At 63.7% G+C, this 20626-nt stretch carries 26 protein-coding genes; 9 read left to right on the forward strand and 17 right to left on the reverse strand.

From position 1 onward, the window contains the following. Window positions 1-6: 6 nt before the first annotated feature. Window positions 7-543 (reverse strand): hypothetical protein, encoded by a 537-nt coding sequence (locus DM373_RS21505; protein WP_110995495.1) that lies wholly within the window; start codon window positions 541-543, stop codon window positions 7-9. A gap of 374 nt (window positions 544-917) precedes the next feature. Between DM373_RS21505 and DM373_RS21510 the strand changes: the two genes are divergently transcribed. After that, window positions 918-1544, forward strand: a complete 627-nt coding sequence (locus DM373_RS21510; RefSeq protein ID WP_110995496.1) for a response regulator transcription factor — start codon at window positions 918-920, stop codon at window positions 1542-1544. A 41-nt stretch (window positions 1545-1585) separates the two neighbouring features. Here DM373_RS21510 and DM373_RS28990 read toward each other — a convergent pair whose 3' ends face one another. The 7 genes from DM373_RS28990 to metG form a co-directional block, all read right to left on the reverse strand. Beyond that, a complete protein-coding gene (locus tag DM373_RS28990) occupies window positions 1586-1762 on the reverse strand; it encodes a PA3496 family putative envelope integrity protein (RefSeq protein WP_167409855.1) in 177 nt (58 codons plus the stop codon). Between the two features lie 104 nt (window positions 1763-1866). Further along, on the reverse strand, window positions 1867-2505 hold the full coding sequence (gene nth / locus DM373_RS21515) for an endonuclease III (protein WP_110995497.1): 639 nt from the start codon (window positions 2503-2505) through the stop codon (window positions 1867-1869). Between the two features lie 4 nt (window positions 2506-2509). Further along, window positions 2510-3034 carry an Rnf-Nqr domain containing protein gene (locus tag DM373_RS21520; protein ID WP_110995498.1) on the reverse strand — a complete coding sequence of 175 codons (525 nt, stop codon included), beginning with the start codon at window positions 3032-3034 and terminating at the stop codon, window positions 2510-2512. Then, on the reverse strand, window positions 3027-3641 hold the full coding sequence (locus tag DM373_RS21525; protein ID WP_110995499.1) for an RnfABCDGE type electron transport complex subunit G: 615 nt from the start codon (window positions 3639-3641) through the stop codon (window positions 3027-3029). The genes DM373_RS21520 and DM373_RS21525 overlap by 8 nt, the downstream gene beginning before the upstream one ends. Beyond that, window positions 3638-4609, reverse strand: a complete 972-nt coding sequence (locus DM373_RS21530) for an RnfABCDGE type electron transport complex subunit D (protein ID WP_110995500.1) — start codon at window positions 4607-4609, stop codon at window positions 3638-3640. Before DM373_RS21530 ends, DM373_RS21525 begins: the two co-directional genes overlap by 4 nt. A gap of 12 nt (window positions 4610-4621) precedes the next feature. Further along, window positions 4622-5170 carry an Rnf-Nqr domain containing protein gene (locus DM373_RS21535; RefSeq protein WP_110995501.1) on the reverse strand — a complete coding sequence of 183 codons (549 nt, stop codon included), beginning with the start codon at window positions 5168-5170 and terminating at the stop codon, window positions 4622-4624. A gap of 87 nt (window positions 5171-5257) precedes the next feature. Further along, a complete protein-coding gene (gene metG / locus DM373_RS21540; protein ID WP_110995502.1) occupies window positions 5258-7297 on the reverse strand; it encodes a methionine--tRNA ligase in 2040 nt (679 codons plus the stop codon). A gap of 158 nt (window positions 7298-7455) precedes the next feature. On the opposite strand from metG, the gene apbC reads away from it, so the two are divergent. Next, complete coding sequence (gene apbC, locus DM373_RS21545; RefSeq protein WP_110995503.1) at window positions 7456-8550, forward strand: iron-sulfur cluster carrier protein ApbC; 1095 nt, start codon at window positions 7456-7458, stop codon at window positions 8548-8550. A 228-nt stretch (window positions 8551-8778) separates the two neighbouring features. Here the strand turns inward: apbC and DM373_RS21550 are convergent, their stop codons facing one another. Then, window positions 8779-8988, reverse strand: a complete 210-nt coding sequence (locus tag DM373_RS21550; protein ID WP_016488765.1) for a cold-shock protein — start codon at window positions 8986-8988, stop codon at window positions 8779-8781. Between the two features lie 340 nt (window positions 8989-9328). Here DM373_RS21550 and dcd point away from each other — a divergent pair, with 340 nt between their 5' ends. Beyond that, the gene (gene dcd, locus DM373_RS21555; RefSeq protein ID WP_003258001.1) at window positions 9329-9895 is read left to right on the forward strand and encodes a dCTP deaminase; all 567 of its coding nucleotides are present in this window, start codon (window positions 9329-9331) and stop codon (window positions 9893-9895) included. A 98-nt stretch (window positions 9896-9993) separates the two neighbouring features. After that, window positions 9994-10224, forward strand: a complete 231-nt coding sequence (locus DM373_RS21560; protein WP_110995504.1) for a hypothetical protein — start codon at window positions 9994-9996, stop codon at window positions 10222-10224. Between the two features lie 31 nt (window positions 10225-10255). Here the strand turns inward: DM373_RS21560 and DM373_RS21565 are convergent, their stop codons facing one another. The 6 genes from DM373_RS21565 to DM373_RS21590 form a co-directional block, all read right to left on the reverse strand. Continuing rightward, window positions 10256-11371, reverse strand: a complete 1116-nt coding sequence (locus DM373_RS21565) for a succinylglutamate desuccinylase/aspartoacylase family protein (RefSeq protein WP_110995505.1) — start codon at window positions 11369-11371, stop codon at window positions 10256-10258. 220 nt (window positions 11372-11591) lie between these two features. Continuing rightward, a complete protein-coding gene (locus DM373_RS21570) occupies window positions 11592-14027 on the reverse strand; it encodes a penicillin acylase family protein (RefSeq protein ID WP_110995506.1) in 2436 nt (811 codons plus the stop codon). Between the two features lie 188 nt (window positions 14028-14215). Continuing rightward, entirely contained in the window at window positions 14216-14419 is a 204-nt protein-coding gene (locus DM373_RS21575) for an SEC-C metal-binding domain-containing protein (protein WP_012313055.1), read from the reverse strand. 7 nt (window positions 14420-14426) lie between these two features. Then, window positions 14427-14903, reverse strand: coding sequence for an LEA/WHy family protein (locus DM373_RS21580; protein WP_110995507.1), 477 nt, complete (start codon window positions 14901-14903; stop codon window positions 14427-14429). Window positions 14904-14905: 2 nt separating this feature from the next. Further along, a complete protein-coding gene (locus tag DM373_RS21585; RefSeq protein WP_110995508.1) occupies window positions 14906-15382 on the reverse strand; it encodes a YchJ family protein in 477 nt (158 codons plus the stop codon). Between the two features lie 4 nt (window positions 15383-15386). Then, window positions 15387-15881, reverse strand: a complete 495-nt coding sequence (locus DM373_RS21590; RefSeq protein WP_110995509.1) for a DUF6231 family protein — start codon at window positions 15879-15881, stop codon at window positions 15387-15389. A gap of 159 nt (window positions 15882-16040) precedes the next feature. Between DM373_RS21590 and DM373_RS21595 the strand changes: the two genes are divergently transcribed. From DM373_RS21595 to DM373_RS21615, 5 genes are all read left to right on the forward strand, one after another. Then, window positions 16041-16730 carry a PA1041 family peptidoglycan-binding anchor lipoprotein gene (locus DM373_RS21595; RefSeq protein WP_110995510.1) on the forward strand — a complete coding sequence of 230 codons (690 nt, stop codon included), beginning with the start codon at window positions 16041-16043 and terminating at the stop codon, window positions 16728-16730. A gap of 89 nt (window positions 16731-16819) precedes the next feature. Further along, window positions 16820-17539, forward strand: coding sequence for a PA1041 family peptidoglycan-binding anchor lipoprotein (locus DM373_RS21600; protein WP_110995511.1), 720 nt, complete (start codon window positions 16820-16822; stop codon window positions 17537-17539). A 96-nt stretch (window positions 17540-17635) separates the two neighbouring features. Beyond that, window positions 17636-17899, forward strand: coding sequence for a DUF1145 domain-containing protein (locus tag DM373_RS21605; RefSeq protein WP_110995512.1), 264 nt, complete (start codon window positions 17636-17638; stop codon window positions 17897-17899). Between the two features lie 4 nt (window positions 17900-17903). Continuing rightward, a complete protein-coding gene (locus DM373_RS21610; RefSeq protein ID WP_110995513.1) occupies window positions 17904-18662 on the forward strand; it encodes a collagen-like protein in 759 nt (252 codons plus the stop codon). Window positions 18663-18838: 176 nt separating this feature from the next. After that, on the forward strand, window positions 18839-19945 hold the full coding sequence (locus tag DM373_RS21615) for an NADH:flavin oxidoreductase/NADH oxidase (RefSeq protein WP_110995514.1): 1107 nt from the start codon (window positions 18839-18841) through the stop codon (window positions 19943-19945). 1 nt (window position 19946) lies between these two features. Here DM373_RS21615 and DM373_RS21620 read toward each other — a convergent pair whose 3' ends face one another. Both DM373_RS21620 and DM373_RS21625 read right to left on the reverse strand, forming a co-directional pair. Continuing rightward, window positions 19947-20279, reverse strand: coding sequence for a type II toxin-antitoxin system HicB family antitoxin (locus tag DM373_RS21620; RefSeq protein ID WP_110995515.1), 333 nt, complete (start codon window positions 20277-20279; stop codon window positions 19947-19949). Next, a complete protein-coding gene (locus tag DM373_RS21625; protein ID WP_110995516.1) occupies window positions 20276-20530 on the reverse strand; it encodes a type II toxin-antitoxin system HicA family toxin in 255 nt (84 codons plus the stop codon). The genes DM373_RS21620 and DM373_RS21625 overlap by 4 nt, the downstream gene beginning before the upstream one ends. Between the last annotated feature and the right edge of the window lie 96 nt (window positions 20531-20626).

A 20626-nucleotide genomic window follows, 5' to 3' on the forward strand; every position in this document is an offset into this window, starting at 1 on the left:
CCGTCATTAAGGGGCTTCGGCCTGTTCGAACGGCAGTTCGGTGTCCTCGTGCATCGGGCCCGCCGATAGATGAAAACAGGCTCGGGTGTCGAGGTTATAGAGGGTCCAGCGGCGAGTGGTGGTTTGTGGGCGATCGATCATGCGCAACAGATGGCGTTCGAACATCTTGCGGCTGTCCGGGCCTGAGATGGCGATGATCATGGCAGCTTCGCTTTCGCAGAAATGTGCCGGGGGCGGGGTGAGCGGCGCCTGCGTCTCTTCGGTCGCCGGCGTGATCGCTTGGTTTGGCGCTGTTGGTGGTTGAGCGGGGTTCGGGCTGTTGGGCGTTGGCTCATGGTGTTCAGGCACGAATAACGACCCGGAATTGAAGTTGAGTGTGAGGAAGAACAACACCGTCAGGAAGAAGGGGAAGCCTACGAGGAACCAGGTGTAGATGGTCTGGCTTTCCTCGCTCAGGAATGGCAGCGAAGCCAGTGCGGAGGCTTCGATGACGCCGGCGAAGACGGCGATAAGCGTCAATGGGCTGAATGATGGATTGTTCATGATGGGCGCCTGGGCATGCTTTGCTCATCAGTAGCCTGATTTTGAACACGGCGTAAGTGTGAGTATTTCCTCTATGGAACGCGCTGGGCATTTATTTATCGGCGTTCCGATGTCTTGTCCGAATAGTAGAAATTTCCTGCGTTAAGTGTAATGCCTCTACGCTTGGAGCCCGATTGGCAGGGTGCTAACTTGCACACGGCTACATCGTTCAGGGATGCATAAAGTTCTGCGAAATAACCGCGTGTAGGAATATTCCTCAAGAAGAGTAGGTACCTTCCTTCGATGCATCTGCCAAGGAAACCATCGCACGAATAATCGTTATGCTCGGTTGTGCTGGGGCATCAAAACTAAAATAACGCAATAATGGATATCGCATGAACAAAGTGCTGATCGTGGATGATCACCCGGTCATTCGCCTGGCGGTACGCATGCTGATGGAACGGCATGGATACGAGGTGATGGCGGAAACCGACAACGGGGTGGATGCCTTGCAGTTAACGCGGGAGCATCTGCCAGACATTGTCATTCTGGATATTGGAATTCCCAAGCTGGACGGGCTCGAGGTCATTGCCCGAATGACCTTGGCAAGCCCGGCAAGCAAGGTACTGGTGTTGACCTCGCAGGCGCCGGGCCATTTTTCGATGCGCTGCATGCAGGCGGGGGCTGCGGGGTATGTCTGCAAGCAACAGGAGTTGACCGAGTTGCTAAGTGCAATCAAGGCCGTGCTGTCAGGGTACAGCTACTTCCCCAATCAGGCATTGCACAAGGGGCGCACAGGCGTTGGTGGCGGTAGCGAAGTTGAAATGGTCGAGCGTCTTTCCGGCAGGGAGATGATGGTGCTGCAGCAACTTGCACGAGGAAAGACCAATAAGGAAATTGCCGATAGCATGTTTCTCAGCAACAAGACCGTAAGCACTTACAAAACCCGGCTGCTGCTCAAACTCAATGCGCGTTCACTGGTTGATCTCATCGAACTGGCCCAGCGGCACGGTCTGGCCTGAACCAGCAAAAGCCTCCATCAGGAGGCTTTTGCTTGCCTGGGTTACAGGTCGTAATCGAAATCGGCCAGCTGCTTCTGCAGGCGCCGCTCTTCCAGCATATTGTCGATGGTCCGGCGCTTGCTGAGGTTGGTCTTGGCCACTTCGGGCTGCGGCTCAGCGTCTTCTTCTGCGTTTTGAAACTCGTCGTCGATAGCCAGGTCTTCTTTATCGGTGCTCATGCGTCACTCCAAGCCAAAGGGCCATTGGCCGTCCTTATAGCGGGATTCACCGAGCGGGTAAAAAAGATTTTTTCAATCGAATTGCCAGTGTTTTTGCTATTGCCTCAATCGTCCGATGTCTTGTGCCTGTATTCGCACAGGTCCTCGATACGGCAGCTGCCGCAGCGAGGCTTGCGTGCCTGGCAAACGTAACGACCATGCAGGATCAGCCAGTGATGGGCATCGAGCAGGTAATCCTTGGGCACGAACTTGAGCAGCTTCTTCTCCACTTCCAGCACGGTCTTGCCCGGTGCGATGCCGGTGCGGTTGCTCACCCGGAAGATATGGGTGTCAACGGCCATCGCCAGTTGCCCGAAGGCGGTGTTGAGCACGACGTTGGCGGTTTTGCGGCCAACCCCGGGCAATGCTTCGAGCGCTTCACGGGTTTCTGGCACCTCGCCGCCATGCTGTTCGACCAGCAGCCGGCAAGTCTCGATGACGTTCCTGGCCTTGCTGTTGTAAAGCCCGATGGTCTTGATGTATTCGCTCAGCCCACCCACCCCCAGTGCATGAATGGCTTCTGGTGTGTTGGCTACGGGGAACAGGCGTGCAGTTGCCTTGTTGACGCCGACATCGGTTGCTTGCGCCGAGAGAATCACGGCAATCAGCAGTTCGAAGGGGGTGGTGTAGGCCAGCTCGGTCTTGGGCTCGGGGTTGTCTTCATGCAGCCTGCGAAAGATCTCCAGGCGTTTAGCGGCATTCATGGGGTCAACGCGTTCCTTGACGATGTGCAGTGGTGGGCTCGGGGCGTAGCTGATTGTACAAGCCCAGGAGCAGGCCGAGCAGTATCAGTGCGCCAGGCGCCAGATGTGTGATGTGCAGCCCTGTCATATCGGCCAGGGCCTGACGGCTGATGGCCAAAGCCAGGCCAGCCACTGCCGTGCCCGCAAGGCCAATCAGCAGTGAATGCCAGCGGCCGGTTTGCGGTAACAGGCGTTCGACGGCCAGGCATTGCAGGGCCAGTAGTGCGGGAAAGTGGCCAAGCACAAGTGCCATCGGCAACGCCCAGGCCTGTAGCCCCAACTGCAGGCAACTGGCGAGCGCAGCGGCCAGCACCACGGACATCCACACGTGCATGGCCGGGAGCAGATGGCTGCGTAACCCTGCCATGAGCAGTTGGTGCAGCAGTATCAATACGCTCATGCAGACCAGCATCGTCGAGGCCTGGATGACCGACCCGGTCGTGCCGATCAAGGGTGCCAGGCAAACGCTCAGCAACCAGTACCTATTCATGTCTGTCCTCCCCGAGCAACGCGGTGCGGTGTTGATCGAAGTAGCGCAGCGCATCCTGCACCGCGTCGATCACTGCCCGCGAGGTGACTGTCGCGCCAGCCAATTGGTCGAACGCGCCCTTGTCCCGCTTGAGCGCCCAGGCCTGCTCGGGCGGGTTGTCATGGGCCTTGCCGATAAACTGGTCGAGCCAGTGCCGTGCGGGATCGACCAGTTGCTCGCCCAGCCCTGGGCTTTCCTGTTGGCGAAGTACGCGCAGCCCGGTCAGGCGACCATGATTGTCGATCGCGATGGCCAGCTCGATCGGCCCGGCATACCCCGGCACCTCGCTGCGCAGCATGATGGAAACGGGGGTGTTGGCCAGGCTGGCGCGATAACCCGCCAGCAGTCGACTGTGTTGCAACTGACTGTCGGCCAGCGCCAAGGGGGCCTGGAGCGGCTGGTTGTCGTAGCTGCCTGTTGCCAGCACGGCCAGCCACTCACGCTCTTGCATCCGGCGTTGGGCTTCCTGGATGGGGCCGGCGGTCCAGTGTTGCCAGGCAAGGCTGCCGGCCAGTGCCAGGGCAGTCACCGATGACAGCAGCAGTAGGCTGCGCGCGCGCCTATTCATGTGGACACCGGTTGGCGTCGCTGTGCCCAGCGGTCCAGCGCCGGAACGCAGAGGTTCATCAGCAGGATCGCAAAGGCTGTCCCGTCCGGCACGCTTGCCCAGGTACGCAGCAAGTAGATGAGCCAACCTGCACCGATACCGAACAGCAGGCGGGCCAGCGGACGTTTGCAACCGGAAACGGGCTCGGTGCAGATGAAGAACGCTGCCAGCATGGTTGAGCCGGAGAACAGGTGCAGCAAAGGTGAACCATTGGAGTCTGAGCCCGACCCGTTCCAGGCCAGCAGGCTGAACAGCAGGAGCCCACCGAGCAAGCCCGCCGGGGCATGCCAGCTGAACACCTTGCGCTGTAGCAGGAACAGCCCGCCCAGCAGGAATGCCAGGTTCACCCATTCGCTGCTTCGCCCGCCCAGCGTGCCGAAGGCCGGATGGGTTGCAAACAGCTCGTCGATGGTCAGGCTGCGATTGTGCCGCAGGGCATCCAGTACCGTCGGGCTGGCCCAGGCGTCGATCTGCTCGCTGGCAACAAAGCTCAGGTGCAGGCTGTCGAGCAGGCCAGGCGCTTGGCCGGGCCAGTGATTCATCTGCAGCGGGAAACTCAGCAGGGCGAAGGCATAGCCAACCATCGCCGGGTTGAACAGGTTGCGCCCGACGCCGCCGAAGGCCTGTTTGCCCAGGCCTATGGCAACGCTGGCCGCAGCCACTGGCAGCCACCAGGGGGCCTGGCTGGGCAGTGCCACCGCCAGCAGCACCGCGCTGACCAATGCGCTGCCATCCTCCAGCGCCGGCCGTATCGCTTGCCCGCGCCAGGTCAGCAGCAGTGCCTCTGTAGCCAGCGCGGCACTGGTGCACAGCAGCAGGTTGATCAACACCCCCCAGCCATGCAGCCAGAACAGCACCAGCAACCCCGGCACGCAGGCCAAAAGAACCAGGCCCATGGCGTTGCGCAGGCGCGGGTCAGGCAGTGGCATGGGTGTGCAGGCTCATTGTGTGAATAGTCCGCTAAGGCTGGAGAGCGCCATGGCCATCACGCCAGCGCCGATCAGTTCGATGGGCAAGCCACGCAGGGCCGCCGGCACATCCGCATGGCGGCTGCTTTCGCGCAGGTCGGCGAACAGTAGCAGGGCTAGCCAGAATCCCAACCCGCCAATCACGCCCCAGGCCAGCGCTTGCCAAACGCTGCTGCCATCACTGCCGAGCTGCAACAGCAAGCCTAGCACCGCGACATTGCCCAGCAGCAGCCCTTGCAGGCCCTCCACAGGCCAGCCAGGCCGCATGCGGCGCAGCAGGTGCGGCAGGCCCCAGGCCAGCGTCGCCAACAGCGGCAGCAGGAGGAACAGGCGTAATGCCTGTAATTGCAGCGGGGCAAGCAGGTACTGCTGGAGCAGTTGCCCGGCGGGCAGGCCGATCAGGATCAACAGCGCGCTGCACAGGCCGAGCGCTTGCAAGCGATCGCGCTCGATCGGGTCGGGTTGCAACATCAGGTTGTTGACCAGCGCAGCGCTGACCAGGACCAGGATGTAGTCGCTCATGAGATGCCTGCCGCCTGAGGGTGCCGTGATTATCCGGCAGCGGCCGCTGGATGGAAATGCCCCGGCCAGTTGGCCGGGGCAGGGGCGTTACTTGATGCGCTGGCCGGGCTTGGCGCCGCTGTCCGGGCTCAGCAGGTAGATCTCTTCGCCACCAGGGCCGGCGGCCATGACCATGCCCTCGGAAATGCCAAAACGCATCTTCCGTGGTTTGAGGTTGGCCACCATCATGGTCAGGCGCCCTTCCAGCTTGCTTGGGTCGGGGTAGGCTGACTTGATGCCGGAGAACACGTTGCGCTGCTCGTCACCGATGTCCAGGGTCAGGCGCAGCAGCTTGTCGGCACCCTCGACGGACTCGGCCTTGACGATCAGCGCCACGCGCAGATCGACGGCGGCGAAGGTGTCGAACTCGATTTCGGCCGACAGCGGGTCCTTGGTCAGTTCGCCGTTGCCGGCAGGGGCCGGGGCTTGCGAGGCCAGCAGGTCTTCCTTGCTGGCGGCGACCATGGCCTCGACCTTGGCCGGCTCGATACGGCTCATCAAGGCCTTGAACGGGTTGAGCTTGTGGTTTTCCAGGCGCGACAGGTGGTCGTTCCAGGCCAGCGGGGCAACGTTGAGGAACGCCTCGGCATCGGCGGCCAGCAGCGGCAGAACCGGCTTGAGGAAGATCACCAGTTGACGGAACAGGTTGATGCCCTGGGCGCAGATGGCCTGGACTTCATCCTGCTTGCCTTCCTGCTTGGCCAGCGACCACGGCGCCTTGTCGGCGATCCAGGCGTTGGCGCGGTCGGCCAGGGCCATGATTTCGCGCATGGCGCGGGCGAAGTCGCGGCCTTCGTAGGCTTCGGCGATCGACGGGGCGGCAGCGAGGAAGGCCTCGGTCAGCTCGGGGGCGGCATCGCCGGCAACCATCACGCCGTCATTGCCTTTGTGAATGAAACCGGCGCAACGGCTGGCGATGTTGACCACCTTGCCGACCAGGTCGGAGTTGACCTTCTGCACGAAGTCCTCGAGGTTGAGGTCGAGGTCGTCGACGCCGCGGCCCAGCTTGGCGGCATAGTAGTAGCGCAGGTATTCCGGCTGCAGGTGGTCGAGGTAGGTGCGCGCCTTGATGAAGGTGCCGCGCGACTTGGACATCTTGGCGCCGTTGACGGTCAGGTAGCCGTGCACGTTGACGGCGGTCGGCTTACGGAAGCCCGAGCCTTCAAGCATGGCTGGCCAGAACAGGGCGTGGAAGTTGACGATGTCCTTGCCGATGAAGTGGTACAGCTCGGCCTTGGAGTCTTCGTTCCAGAACGCGTCGAAGTCCAGCTCCGGGCGGCGCGCGCACAGGTTCTTGAAACTGGCCATGTAGCCGATAGGCGCATCCAGCCAAACGTAGAAGTACTTGCCAGGCTCGCCCGGGATTTCGAAGCCGAAGTACGGTGCATCGCGGGAGATGTCCCATTCCTGCAGGCCGGAGTCAAGCCATTCGGCCAATTTGTTGGCCACGGCGTCCTGCAGCGTGCCGCTGCGGGTCCACTGCTGCAGCATGGCCTGGAAGTCGGGCAGCTTGAAGAAGAAGTGCTGCGAGTCGCGCAGTACCGGGGTGGCGCCGGAAATCGCCGACTTGGGGTTCTTCAGTTCGGTCGGGGCGTAGGTGGCGCCGCATTTTTCACAGTTGTCGCCGTACTGATCCTCGGCCGCGCACTTGGGGCAGGTGCCCTTGATGAAGCGGTCGGCGAGGAACATGCCCTTTTCCGGGTCGAAATACTGGGTGACCGAACGGGTGGCGATGTGGCCGGCGTCACGCAGGCGGGTGTAGATCAGGCCCGACAGCTCGCGGTTCTCTTCGCTGTGGGTGGAGTGGAAGTTGTCGAAATCGACCAGGAAATCGGCGAAGTCGCCGCTGTGCTCGGCCTGGACGTTGGCGATCAGTTGCTCCGGGGTGATGCCTTCCTTCTCCGCGCGCAGCATGATCGCCGAGCCGTGGGCGTCGTCGGCGCAGACATAGATGCACTGGTTGCCGCGCAGCTTCTGGAAGCGAACCCACATGTCTGTCTGGATGTACTCGAGCATATGGCCAAGGTGAATGGAACCATTGGCATAGGGCAGGGCGCTGGTGACGAGAATCTGACGTGGCTCGGACATGGTGGCTCGGCTACTTATCTGGCTACGGGGTAAAAATGAGGGTGATCGGCCACTATAAAGGGCTGGCGAAGATATTTCACCTTGCGAACGCATCTGCTGACGATTGACGGGTTAGCATAGGCGCCTGTTTCGTATTCAGTTTGCCAATGGGAGCCTCCATGAGTGCCGTTACCCGTGCCGCCGTCGAAGGCGTGCTTCGCCAGTACACCGACCCCTACCTGAACCAGGATCCGGTCAGCGCCGGCTGCGTGCGCGCCATCGACATCCAGGGCGCGCAGGTCAGCGTGCAGTTGCAGCTGGGTTATGCCGCCGGCCTGTTCAAGGGTGGTTGGGCCCAGGTGCTGCAGACCGCGATCGAGAACCTCGATGGCGTTGCTTCGGCGCGTGTGGCCATCGATTGCGTGATCGCCACCCACAAGGCCCAGGCCCAGGTGCCGGCCATGGCCAATGTGAAGAACATCGTGGCCGTTGCCTCGGGCAAGGGCGGGGTCGGCAAGTCGACCACCGCGGCCAACCTGGCCTTGGCGCTGGCACGGGAAGGCGCGCGAGTCGGCATTCTCGACGCTGACATCTACGGCCCTAGCCAGGGCGTGATGTTCGGTATCGCCGAGGGCACTCGCCCGCAGGTGCGCGAACAAAAATGGTTCGTGCCGATCAAGGCGCACGGTGTTGAAGTGATGTCCATGGCATTCCTCACCGATGACAACACACCGATGGTATGGCGTGGCCCAATGGTTTCCGGTGCGTTGTTGCAACTGGTGACCCAGACCGCCTGGGATGACCTCGACTACCTGGTGATCGACATGCCGCCGGGCACTGGCGACATCCAGCTGACCCTGGCCCAGAAAGTGCCGGTGGCCGGCTCGGTGATCGTCACCACACCACAGGACCTGGCGCTGCTGGATGCGAAAAAGGGCGTGGAGATGTTCCGCAAGGTCAACATCCCGGTGCTGGGCGTGGTGGAGAACATGGCCGTGCACATCTGCTCCAACTGCGGCCATGCCGAGCACCTGTTCGGTGAAGGCGGTGGTGAGAAGCTGGCGGCCCAATATGGTGTCGAACTGCTGGCTTCGCTGCCGCTGTCGATGCTGATTCGCGAGCAGGCCGACAGCGGCAAGCCAACCGCAATTGCCGAGCCGGAAAGCCAGATCGCCATGGTCTATCAGGAGCTGGCGCGTCAGGTGGGGGCACGGATCGTATTGCAGGAAGCCGCCGCACCGGCAATGCCGAGCATCACCATCAGCGAGGATTGATGCGCGCTGCTTCTGATGGAAAAGCGCTGACCAAGCGATTTACAACGACTTCGTGGGAGCGGGCTTGCCCCGCGATACCGGCGCCGCCGGTGCCACCCATCGCGGGGCAAGCCCGCTCCCACGGAGTACTCTGAGCGACAGGGCAGCCCGTCCCGTGAGATTTTCGAGCAGGCACAAAAAAACCCGCCAATGGCGGGTTTTTTCTGAAAGCTAGGAAGCGAGATCGACTTAGGCGATCTGAACTTCTTCAGCCTGCATGCCTTTCTGGCCGCGGGTAGCGACGAAAGTAACAGCTTGGCCTTCTTTCAGGGTTTTGAAGCCGTCAGCTTGGATGGCTTTGAAGTGCACGAACAGGTCGTCGCCCGACTGAGGGGTGATGAAGCCGTAGCCCTTCTCATCGTTGAACCACTTGACGGTACCGGATTGGCGATTGGACATTTTTCTGTCTCCTTGGACAAAGTTGATGGCGGCCAGGAAAACCCCGACCGAGACTGAGTGCAAAGGAGCAGAAGGTGTCATGGAGATGGGCCGATCGTAAATCGTGCATCAAACAGATCTTCGGTGTCGCGTGCAGCACAGTGGCGACACCATAACTTACTTTCCCTGACCTGCCAATAACTGGTGAGAGGTTTGTCGAAATTCGGATCGGCGGCGGCTGCAGGCCCCGTCCGGCGGGCATTGCAGTGAGACTGTGGGATGCGACTTTGCCGCGGGCGCCGGGACCGGTAAGATGCGCATCACGATTTTTTTCACCTTGCACTCTCAGGACACACCCGCCATGAGCATCAAATCGGACAAGTGGATTCGCCGCATGGCGCAGGAACACGGCATGATCGAACCGTTCGTCGAGCGCCAGGTGCGCGGCGAGCAGGACAGCCGGGTCATCTCCTTCGGTGTTTCCAGCTACGGCTACGACGTGCGCTGCGCCGACGAATTCAAGGTGTTCACCAACATCAACTCGGCCACTGTCGACCCGAAGAACTTCGATGCCGGCAGCTTCGTCGACATCAAGAGCGACGTCTGCATCATCCCGCCGAACTCCTTCGCCCTGGCCCGCACCGTCGAGTACTTCCGCATTCCGCGCGACGTGCTGACCATCTGCCTGGGCAAGAGCACCTATGCCCGTTGCGGCATCATCGTCAACGTCACCCCGCTCGAGCCTGAGTGGGAAGGCCATGTCACCCTGGAATTCTCCAACACCACCACGCTGCCGGCGAAGATCTACGCCAACGAAGGCGTGGCGCAGATGCTGTTCCTGCAGTCCGACGAAGAATGCGAAGTCTCGTACAAGGACCGTGGCGGCAAGTACCAGGGCCAGCGCGGCGTCACCCTGCCACGTACCTGAGCCGACCAAGCGCGGGAATTGTTTGCCCGCCCGGTACTCCAACGAGATAGCAGTCCCGGCGCGCACGACGCGTGCCGGCTCTCGTCAGGAGCCGCTCCATGAAACTCGACCCCGCAATCAGCGCCAAGCTGGCGGTCCTGCAGCCGAATCAGGTCGGATTGCTGGCCTGGACGCTGCTGGCACATCCGCCAATGCACCTGCAGGCCGGCGGCGTACCGCATCAGCCTGACCCCGATACCCCGCAACCGCCGGAGCCCGGCGAGCATCCGCCGATGGAGCCGGGCGAGCCGACCCTGCCCGACGAACCACCGCCAGCCCCCGTGGCCTGAGCCGTGGGCCGCGCCGTCTGGCTGTAGCGGATCAGTTGCCCAGCAGGTAGCCGCTGCGGCATACCTGCTCGCCAGCGACATGGGCGATGACCATGCCGGCCGTGGCCATGCGCCGCACACTGCGCGCATACAGCAGCCCTGCCTGGGTGTTGCGCAGCGGGGTGACGCGATCGCTGAGCGGGTCGATGACCTCGGCGATGAGTTGCCCCGCTTCCAGGTACTGCCCGGGTTTGGCGTGGAATACCAGCAGGCCGCCCAGCGGCGCAGTGACGGGCTCCACCGCTGCCAGCGGCGTCGCTGGCTGGCGCAGGGCCGGCAGCGGTGCGGGCTGGCCGTCGATCACGCCGCTGTGGGTGAGGAAATCCAGAATCGCCTGGCAATCCTGGGTCGCCAGGGCATGGCTGACATCTGCCTGGCCGCGCAGCTCGATGGTCACCGAGAAGCTGCCCATGGGGATCGGGAAGCGCTTGCCGAAGCGCTGTTGCAATTGCCACCACACCAGGCTGAAGCACTCGTCGAACGACTGCCCGCCGGAGTCGGTGGCCAGCAAACTGGCCTGCACGCCCAGGTAGCGCGCCAGCGGTTCGACCTGAGGCCAGGCTTCCGGGGTGGTGTACAGATGCTCGACGGCTTCGAAGTCGCAGTGCAGGTCGAGCACCATGTCGGCATCGCAGGCCAGGCGCTGAAGGGTCAGGCGCTGGGATTGCAAGGGTGTGTGTGCCGGGTGCGCGTCCAGGCCGCGACGCAGGTACTCGCGGATCAATGCCAGATTGTGCGCAGGATCGTCGTTCAGATGGCCTTCGATCTGGTCGCCGATGCTGTCCGACAAGTCGACGAAGTTGCGGTTGAAGTTCTCGCCGCTCTGCAGCTCGAAGCGCCCCAACGGCGCGTCCAGCAGCACCTGCTCCAGGCCCACCGGGTTGGCCACCGGTACCAGGATGATCTCGCGGCGTAGCCGGCCGTGCTGCTCCAGTTCCAACAGGCGTTGCTTGAGGTGCCAGGCCACCAGCATGCCCGGCAGTTCGTCGGCATGCAGCGAGGCCTGGATGTACACCTTGCCGCCGCCGCGCGGGCCGAAGTGGAAACTGTGCAATTGGCGGGCGATGCCGGGCGCGGGGGACAGCAGGTCGTGGGTCGAATGGTGCATGGGGGTCCTGAAGAGGGCGGTCTGCGACCAGGGGCCGGGATCATGGATAGAAGCACAACTTGGCGCGCGGTGCATCATTGCCCGGTTTCGCACAACGCTTGCTGGTGCAGCGGGCCCATGGCTCGGAAATGGTGAAGGTGCAGAGTTGGCAGTGGTCGCTGCTTGACCGAGCATTGATGAAAAAGCCGCCTGTTCAGGCGGCTTTTTCATTTTGGTTGGCTTACTTCCCCGGCACCAGCGTCAGTCGTTGGCTGCCATAAGCCCGCCCGAAGTTCTGCGGCTGCAGCGGCAAGCTCATGAAGCGCCCCTTGAACCAGGCATCCAACCCGTCGCTGTAATGGCGGCTCGCCGGGTTGCCGGACTGGCCGCTGCTGGTCAGCAGTTGCAGCGGTTCGGCCTGGCCGAAGTCGACGATCATCCGCGCCGAGGCCGGCAGGCGGGTGTCGAAGTTGCTGCCCCAGGCGTAGGGCGTGAGTGCCAGCGTGCTGAAGTCACCGCCGGCGGCCATTGGCGAGCGGCTGAGGCTGTCGCCCAGGCCACGGTAGTTCGGCGCCGGCCAGCGATACTGGTGCAGCTTGCCCCACTGCCAGGCACGGCGGTCTGCGCCGAGCTGGGCGGTGCCGGTATCGATCGCCGCCGCCAGGCTACGGGCCAGGATGGCGGGCTTGTCTTCCTTCTGTGGCGTGCCACGGTCGTCCCAGAACGGGCTGTCCTCGCGGCCCAACAGGTGGTCGGCCTGGGCCGAATAGGAGAGCTGGGCATTGCCGATGAACGCTTGCCAGGCCGGGCTCGACTCGGGGCCGAGGTCGTCAAGGAAGGTCTGCCGGGTGACTTCCTGGAGGAACAGCTCATACAGCGCGGCATCGGCCGACACCGGGCTCAGCCGGCCATCGAAGGCCTTGAGCCGGGCCAGGGCGTCGCGCGCCTTGTCGCGCTGGGCGGCGGGCAGGGCGTCGATGGCCTGTTTGAGTGGCAGGGCCATGCCGGGGGCATCGAACATCTGCTTGAGCTTGTCGGCCAGCAGTGTCACCTGGTCGTTCTGCAGGGCCATCAGGCTACGGCTGTCATGGCGGCCGTTGCCCGCCAGCTGAGCCAGGCGCTCGGCGCGTTCAGGGTAGTACCAGCTGCTCGACAGCTGCATGCCGTAGCCCTTGGGCTGGCTGCGCTGGTTGGCGTGGCCGATGAAGCCGGCGGCCGGGTCCTGATCGTAAGGGTGGAGCATGGCGTCGGCGTAGCCATCCCAGTCATAGCGTCCGTCCCAGCCCGGCGAGGGCAGCAGGCCCTGGCCGTCGCGGCGGTTGGGGTAGCGCCCACTGACTTGCCAGCCGATGTGCTCGGGTTCGGCGAACACGAAATTAAGGGCAGCAGCGCCGATTTCACGGGTGCTGTCGAAGGCCCGCTCGATGTTGCTGGCGCGGGTCAGGTCGAACAACGCGTCGAGGCTGCGATCGTCCTTGAGCTGCGGCAGGTGCAAGGCCAAGGCCAGGCTGCCGTGGCCCGGCAGCAGGGTGCCGTGGCGGGTGTCATACAACACTTCGCGTTGCGGGCGCTGGCCACGGACGAAGAAGGTCTCGCTGCGTGCGCGGGCTTGCTGCCATTTACCGTCGGCCAGGTACGTCAGCTGGCTGCCCTGGCGGCGTACCTGTTCGAGGAACAGGTCCTGGTTGTCGGCCATCACCGCGCTGGCGCTCCACGCCACTTTACCGTTGTAGCCGGCCAGCACGATCGGCAGGCCTGGCAGCGAAAGGCCGGCGACCTGGTATTTACCGGTATGGATCTGCACCGGGCTCAGCGCCCAGGGCGCCCGGCTATCGCTGGCCAGCAGGCTCTTGCCGCTGCGACTGCGCTGCGGCCCGAGGGCAAGGTTGGACGAGCCGGGGTTGCCGAGCAAACCGAGATCGGCCAGTTGCTGGCCGGCGGCGGCGAGCGAGGCAAGGCCCGGCAGCTGGCTGGCCAGGTTCAGGCCCTTGAGCTTGTCGACTTCGCTTTCGGCCAGGGCTTCGTCGGGCGCGCCGGGCAGCAGCCAGGCCAGTTTATCTGCGCCGACCTTCTGCGCCAGTGTCAGGGCCGAGAGCTCCTCCTGCAGGTTCACCGACTGGCTGAAGGCATACAGGCTGAAGATCAGCGCCGAGTCCTCTGGCTTCCAGTACTCGGGGCGATAGCCGCTACGGGCCAGTTCGGCCGGCAGCTTGTCGCGGTAGCGGAACAGGTAGGCGTTGACCCCTCGTGCATACACTTCGAAGAAGCGCTTGAGCCGCGGCGAGGCGTCGGCGTAGAGCTGGCCGGCGCCCTGCTTGAGGTTGGCGGCGCGCATCAGGCGGTCGATTTCCAACGCCTCGGGGCCGGCCAGCTCGGCCAGGCGGCCTTGGGCCAGCAGGCGCAGGGTGACCATTTGTTCAATGCGGTCACCGGCATGGATATAGCCCAGGCTGAACAGCGCATCGTGGAAGTTGCTGCTTTCGATCAGCGGAGCCCCCATGGCGTTGCGCCGTACCGAAACATTCTGCGCCAGGCCCTTGAGCGGCTGTACGCCGGTGCTCGGCGGCACGCTGTCCTGCATGCCGCCCATCTGGCAGCCAGTCAACGCAAGCATGCCGAGCATCGCGGCGGCGCTGCCGAAGCGGGGGCGGAAGGGAGGAAGGACGGGCGCGGCCATGACTAGGCTCCTGCAGGGCGTGGCGGGGTTTGGAAAGGCGCTAAGGTAGTGAGCGCGCAGTCGCCATGCAAGGTGCGGGGGCGCTTTATTTACGAACGGCTTGCCGCCAGCTGCAAGCCTCAAGAAAAAGCCGGCATTGCACCGGCCCGTTTTATCTTGCGGCTTGCAGCTTGCCGCTCAGGGCTGCTTCAAGCGCCGTGGCACTTCTTGAATTTCTTCTCGCTGCCGCATGGGCACGGGTCGTTGCGCCCGACGTCCTTCAGGGCGTTGCGCACCGGCTCCTGGTGGCCGTGGTTGCAGTGCGGGCCATGCACATGGCCGTGGTCGTGATCGTGGTGATGGTCGTGGCCGTGATTGCAGTCGGGGCCATGAACATGGGGTTGCTGGGTCATTGCGGGATTACTCCGGTAGAAAATCGCCGGGCATTATCTCACCACTGCGCGACAAGTGCAGGTCCCGGGGGATGATCAGCCCGGTAGCCAGATCGCCTTGCAGCCGGTAGTGCAGTGGTTGTTGGCTTTTGAGCAGTTTCGCCAGGGGCTTGAGATGCTGCCAGAGGTTGGTCCGCGCGGTGATCTTGAAAGTGCGACGGGCATGAGCGCCGACGCTGCGCCAGAGGCTGACATCGTCTTCGGCCAGCAGGATGTCACCCAGGTGTACCGCGTAGTGCAGGTTGCGGATGAACAGACGGCTGTCGTTAGGGTTGATGACCTGCAGGTGCAGCACGAACTCTTGCTGGTGCAGGCGCATCTCGACCCTTTCCACCTTGACGAGGTGCACCTCTGGCTGGCGCCAGCTGTCGTCGCCCCAACTGGCGCAGCCCGCCAGCCCGCTCAGCAGCAAAGCCAGCAGCACCAGGCGAGCGAGGGCGCGCATGTTCAGTTACCGAAATAACTGGCGCAGCATTTCTTGAATTTCTGCCCGCTGGCGCAGGGGCAGGGATCGTTGCGCCCGACTTTCAGCTCCACGGTCGGGTCGATGAAGTACCAGCGCCCGGCTTGCTGAACGAAGGCCGAGCGTTCGCGGTGCTGGTGATCGCCTTGGCCGTCGTGCCAGCGTGCGGTGAAGGTGACGAAGGCATGCTCGGGCTGCCCGCCGAGTACCTCGGCGGTTTCCACCTCGAGCCCCAGCCAGGTGCTCTGCGCGCTCCAGGCCGCCATGCCGGCGCGGTCCAGGCCGGCCTGCTGGGCCGGCAGCGTGGTGCCGACCAGGTAATCCATCAGCCCCAGCACGTAGGCGCTGTAGCGCGAGCGCATCAGCGTCTGCGCATCCGGTGCCGGGGTACCGGCGTGATAATGCCCGCAGCAGGCGTCGAGCAGGTTGCCGCTGCCGCAAGGGCAGACCGAGACACTCATCGAGTCACCACCAGTACTTGCCGAAATTTTGTGGATTGGCCCAGAACTTCGCATTAAGCCAGTCCGGCACCTGTTTGTAGTCATGCAAATCATAGGTGAACAGGCTGAGCACCTGTTCGTCGCGTTGGAATTTCTCGCTGGCCGACAGCGCCAGCGAGAAAAAATCGGTGTCGTGCCAGCCGCAGGCGCCCAGGTCTGCGAGCACCGCGACCTTGCTGGCATTGAGGTTGCGAATGCCACCGAGCAGCTCCAGGCCACTGCGTTTTGGCAGGTGTTCAAGGCAATCCACCAGTAACGCCAGGTCGAAGCGCTGGGCGGCCAGCCCGGCCGGCAGTGGGCCGGGTGAGGCGACTTCTATGAGGGTGCCCGGGTGCTCCGCGGCGAAGGCGTCCAGGGCCGGGAAGCGCGTGCCCACCAGCAGCAGCTTGTGTGGCGTGAAACGCTCGAGCAGGGCGGCCAGGGCCTGCTGTGGCGTGCGTTGTGAGAAAGCGTCGGTCATTGCCATTCCTCGTTCAGGTCGCTCAAGACTAACGGCCCCGGCCCGCCTGGCATAGAGGCACGGCGCCACGTCGTGGCTTATTGCTGGCAGAGCGAGAAACAGCAGTCTTTACTTCCAGAGCATCGGTTTTGCACCGATTCCCCTAGGAGAAGCAACAAGATGAGCATAGTACGCACAGCGATACCCCTGGTCCTGCTCACCAGTGTGTTGACTGGTTGTGCAGGTTTGCAAAAAACCGACTGGCCGAAGTGTGCTGCCGTCGGGGGTGTAGGCGGCGCGGCCTTGGGCGCCATCGAGAGCTCCAGCTGGGCTGGCTGGGGTGCATTGCTCGGTGGCGGCCTGGCGGCCGGTTACTGCTGGGCCCACGGCGATGGCGACGAAGACGGCGATGGTGTGCCGGACAGCCGCGACAAGTGCCCAGGCACGCCGCGCGGGGTCCAGGTCGATGCCAACGGCTGCCCGCCACCACCACCTGTGGTCGAGGAGGTCGTGGTACAGAAAGAAGAAGTCATCGTCATCCGCGATGTGCGCTTCGAGTTCGACTCGGCACGCCTCACCGCCACCGACAAGGAGCGCCTCAATACCATTGCCACGCGCCTCAAGCAGGAAGCCCCGAGCGCCCGCCTGAGCGTTACCGGCCATACCGACAGCGTCGGTTCCGACCGCTACAACCAGAAGCTTTCCGAGCGCCGTGCCCATTCGGTGACCGATTATCTGGTCGAACAAGGCGTACCGCGCAGCAGCTTCGTCTCGGTCGTGGGGGCCGGCGAGACCCAACCTGTGGCTGACAACGCCACGGCTGACGGGCGCGCCATGAACCGCCGTACCGAGATCAAGATCCAGCGTTGACGGCCCTGCGCCCGTGCCTTGAGAAGTGGCGCGGGCGCGTCTTTACTCCTGGGTGACCGGTAGCGGCCGGTGACACAGGAGCATTCACCATGCGTGTTTTGTCCAAGGCGGCGCTGCCGCTGTTGCTGGCCACCAGCCTGCTGGCCGGTTGCGCCACCCACAGCGATGGCAGCGCGCCCCTCAATCAAAGGACCTGGCCCCTCTGCAGCCTGCTCGGCGGGTTGGTCGGCGGTGGCCTGGGGGCTATCGAGAGCTCCAGTTGGGCGGCCGGTGGCGGTGCCCTGGGAGCCATCGCCGGTGGCCTGATCTGCTACGCCCAGGATGGCGATGAGGATGGCGATGGTGTCTTCGACCGCCGTGACCGTTGCCCGGACACCCCCGCCGGTATCCAGGTCAACCACATGGGCTGCCCGCTGCCCCAATACCCGCCCGCGCAAGCGCAGCCCGAACCCGCCGCGACCCCAGAGGTGATTACCCTCGACGACCAGGGCCAGGTGCTGTTTGCCTTCGACTCCGCGGAGCTCACGGCAGCTGCCCGGCAGCGTCTGCAAAGCCTGCTGCCCAGGCTGAACGCGCCGGGCGTGACCAGCGTCAAGGTCATTGGCTTTACTGACAGCGTCGGTTCCGACAGCTACAACCAGCGTCTGTCCGAGCGCCGTGCCAGCAGCGTCGCCGAGTACCTGATCAGCCAGGGGCTGGCGCCGGACAAGGTGACCAGCCAGGGCCGTGGCGAGGCTGATCCGATTGCCGACAACGAGAGCGATGAAGGCCGGGCGCGCAACCGACGGGTGGAACTGCACCTGAACTGACCCCTCTGGCGCGCCTGCCGCAGTAAGGTTACTGTTGCCAGCGCGGTCCGCTCGAACGGGCCGCGCTGGCATAACAATAAACAGTGGGGGCGGGGTATGAAATTCATCCTGGGCCTGGGCAAGGTCCTGACGGTGCTGTTCTGGTGGGTGGTGCTGTTCAACCTGTTCATGCCGCAGCCATTGCCGCTCAATTTGCTGATCAATGCCGCCGGCATCTTCCTGCTGTCATTGCATGTGCTCGAGGTGCTGTTCTTCAACGCCAGCCTGCGCGGGCGCAGCCACCGCTGGTTCGATCGGTTGCAGATCCTGCTGACCGGCATCTTCCACGTCATGTCCATCCCCAAACCTGGTAAGGCCTAGAGCCATGCATAAATTGATGTTGCTGGCCGCTTTGGCCGCGCCCCTGGCTCAGGCAGAAAGCCTTGAAGTCGCCGCTCACTCCATGCTGCGCCTGCCGAACAAGTCGGCCAGCGTGCACCTTGAACAGCTGCGTGTGGCCGACTCGGCGACCCTGTTGCTGCCAGCCACCCTTACTGAGCTCAAGATCGACCGCCTGGAGCTGGGGCGCGATGCGCGCATTGCCATCGCCCCCGCCGAACGCGACCTGAGTATCAGCGCCGCCAGCGCCCACCTGGGCGAAGGCAGTGAATTCAGTGCACCTGGTGCACCGGGCACTTATGAGCGGGCAGCCCGCCCGGGGCGCAACCTCGACTTGCGCCTGCAAGCGCTTGAGGCCGAGCAACTGGTCATCGATGCCCGTGGCGGCGCTGGCGCGCCAGGCTATGTCGGCCTCGACGGCGATAATGGCAAGCCGGGTGGCTGTACCTGGGGGCAGGCCAGCCGAGGGGCCAATGGTGACAACGGCGGCAATGGGCACGATGGTGCCTCTGGCGGGCGGATTCGCCTGGCGCTGCCGGACGGCTTCGCCCAGGAGCGGATCATGGTGCGGCTGGAGGGCGGCGCGCCGGGCAAGCCGGGCGCAGCCGGCAAGGCTGGCAAGGGCGGAGCGAGCAAGGGCTGCCTGGTGTACAGCACGGCGGCCGGCGCCAATGGCCTGCCAGGGCAACCCGGGGAGCCAGGTGCCGCCGGCGCTGCCGGGGAGTTGATCCTTCAGCGCTTGTAAGCGCCGGGGTTGAGCCTGCTTGAGGCGTTATCAGGCAGGCTGGTCACCGTCTCCCCACCTAACGGTCAGACACCTCCTACACCCATGGTCTAGTCTGAAAAAGACCGGTACCGGCCAAGTTCCCACTACAAGTGCCCGGACCGGACAACCATTGGAGTCCCCCGGGAGGTGCTCTCATGAGCCTGCTGCTTGAGCCGTATACCCTGCGTCAGCTGACCCTGCCCAACCGTATTGCCGTTTCCCCCATGTGCCAGTACTCCGCCGCCGACGGCCTGGCCAACGACTGGCACCTGGTGCACCTGGGCAGCCGTGCTGTCGGTGGCGCGGGCCTGGTGATCAGCGAGGCCGTCGCGGTCACCGCCGATGGCCGTATTACTGCCGAAGACCTTGGCCTGTGGAAAGACGAACAGATCGCCCCGCTGCAGCGCATCACCCGCTTCATCACCGCTCAGGGCGCCGTGCCCGGCATCCAGCTGGCCCACGCCGGACGCAAGGCCAGCACCTATCGCCCCTGGTTGGGCAAGCAAGGCAGCGTCAAGCTCGAAGAGGGTGGCTGGCAGCCGGTCGGCCCATCGAAAATTGCCTTCGACCCGCAACACACCGCGCCGCGCGAGTTGAGCAAGGACGAGATCCTGGGCGTGGTGGCCGCGTTTGTGGCCGCGACCGAGCGCGCATTGAAGGCGGGTTTCAAGGTGGTGGAAATCCACGCCGCCCATGGCTACCTGCTGCACCAGTTCCTGTCGCCGCTTAGCAACCAGCGTCGCGACGACTATGGCAGTTGCTTCGAAAACCGTATTCGCCTGACCCTGCAGGTCACCGAAGCAGTGCGCAAGGTGTGGCCGCAGGAACTGCCGCTGTTCGTCCGCGTATCGGCCACCGACTGGGTGGAGGATGGCTGGAACCCGGATGAAACCGTCGAACTGGCGCGCCGCCTGCGCGTGCTGGGGGTCGACCTGATCGACGTTTCGTCTGGCGGCACCTCGGTCAACGCCGAGATCCCCACCGGCCCTGGCTACCAGACCCGCTTCGCCGAGCGGGTGCGCAAAGAGTCGGAAATCGCTACCGGCACCGTTGGCATGATCACCGAACCCGCCCAGGCCGAGCACATCCTGCGCACCGGCCAGGCCGATGTGATTTTCCTGGCCCGTGAGCTGCTGCGTGACCCGTACTGGCCTCTGCACGCCGACGATGACCTGGGCGGCAACAAGGCCACGTGGCCGGCGCAGTACCAGCGCGCGACCAGCCGGGCCAACCCGATCCACGAGTCGGACCTGCGCGATTGACTCAGCCGTAGGCGGCCTTGCTGAGGATGTCGCTCACCCATTGGTTGATGCTTTTCTGCGCAAGCTCCGCCTGGGCCGCCACGCTGGCGTGAAGCGTGGGCTCCAGGCGCAGGCTGAGCTTGCCGGAGTAGGTCTTTTGCGGTTCGCGCCCCAGGCGCTGGCAGGTTTCGAGGTAGTCGTCGACGGCCTCCTCGAAGGCCTGGCGCAGTTCGCTGATCGATTCGCCATGGAAGCCGATCACGTCGTGGATACCGGCGACATGGCCGACCAGCAACTGGTCTTCGTCGCTGTATTCGATGCGGGCGGCATAGCCGCGGTAATTCATCACATTCATGGTGTCACTCCTGCCTGCTCCAGGAACTGGCGGGCATCTTTCACTTGATAGGCTTTGGCGTGGCGGTCCGGGTGAGGGCGGTGGAAGGTGGCCACCGCCCCGTGGAGTTCGAACCGTACGCGTGAACCCCTACCTTCGACCGTCCGGGCGCCAAGCGATACCAGCAATGATTCCAGGCGTATCCAGTCCAGGGTTCTGGGCACAGGTTTCTTGAAAACGAGTTCGAGTAAAGCACGTTGGTGATTATTCATGGTATCAGTCTGTGATACCAGTTTATTTTGCTCAACGGTTTGGCGGTAGGGCGTGGCAGCGGCAGATTGCGGGAAATGTCGGTATGGCAGGCAGCA

The sequence above is a fragment of the Pseudomonas sichuanensis genome (genome assembly GCF_003231305.1).
Lineage (GTDB): Bacteria > Pseudomonadota > Gammaproteobacteria > Pseudomonadales > Pseudomonadaceae > Aquipseudomonas > Aquipseudomonas sichuanensis.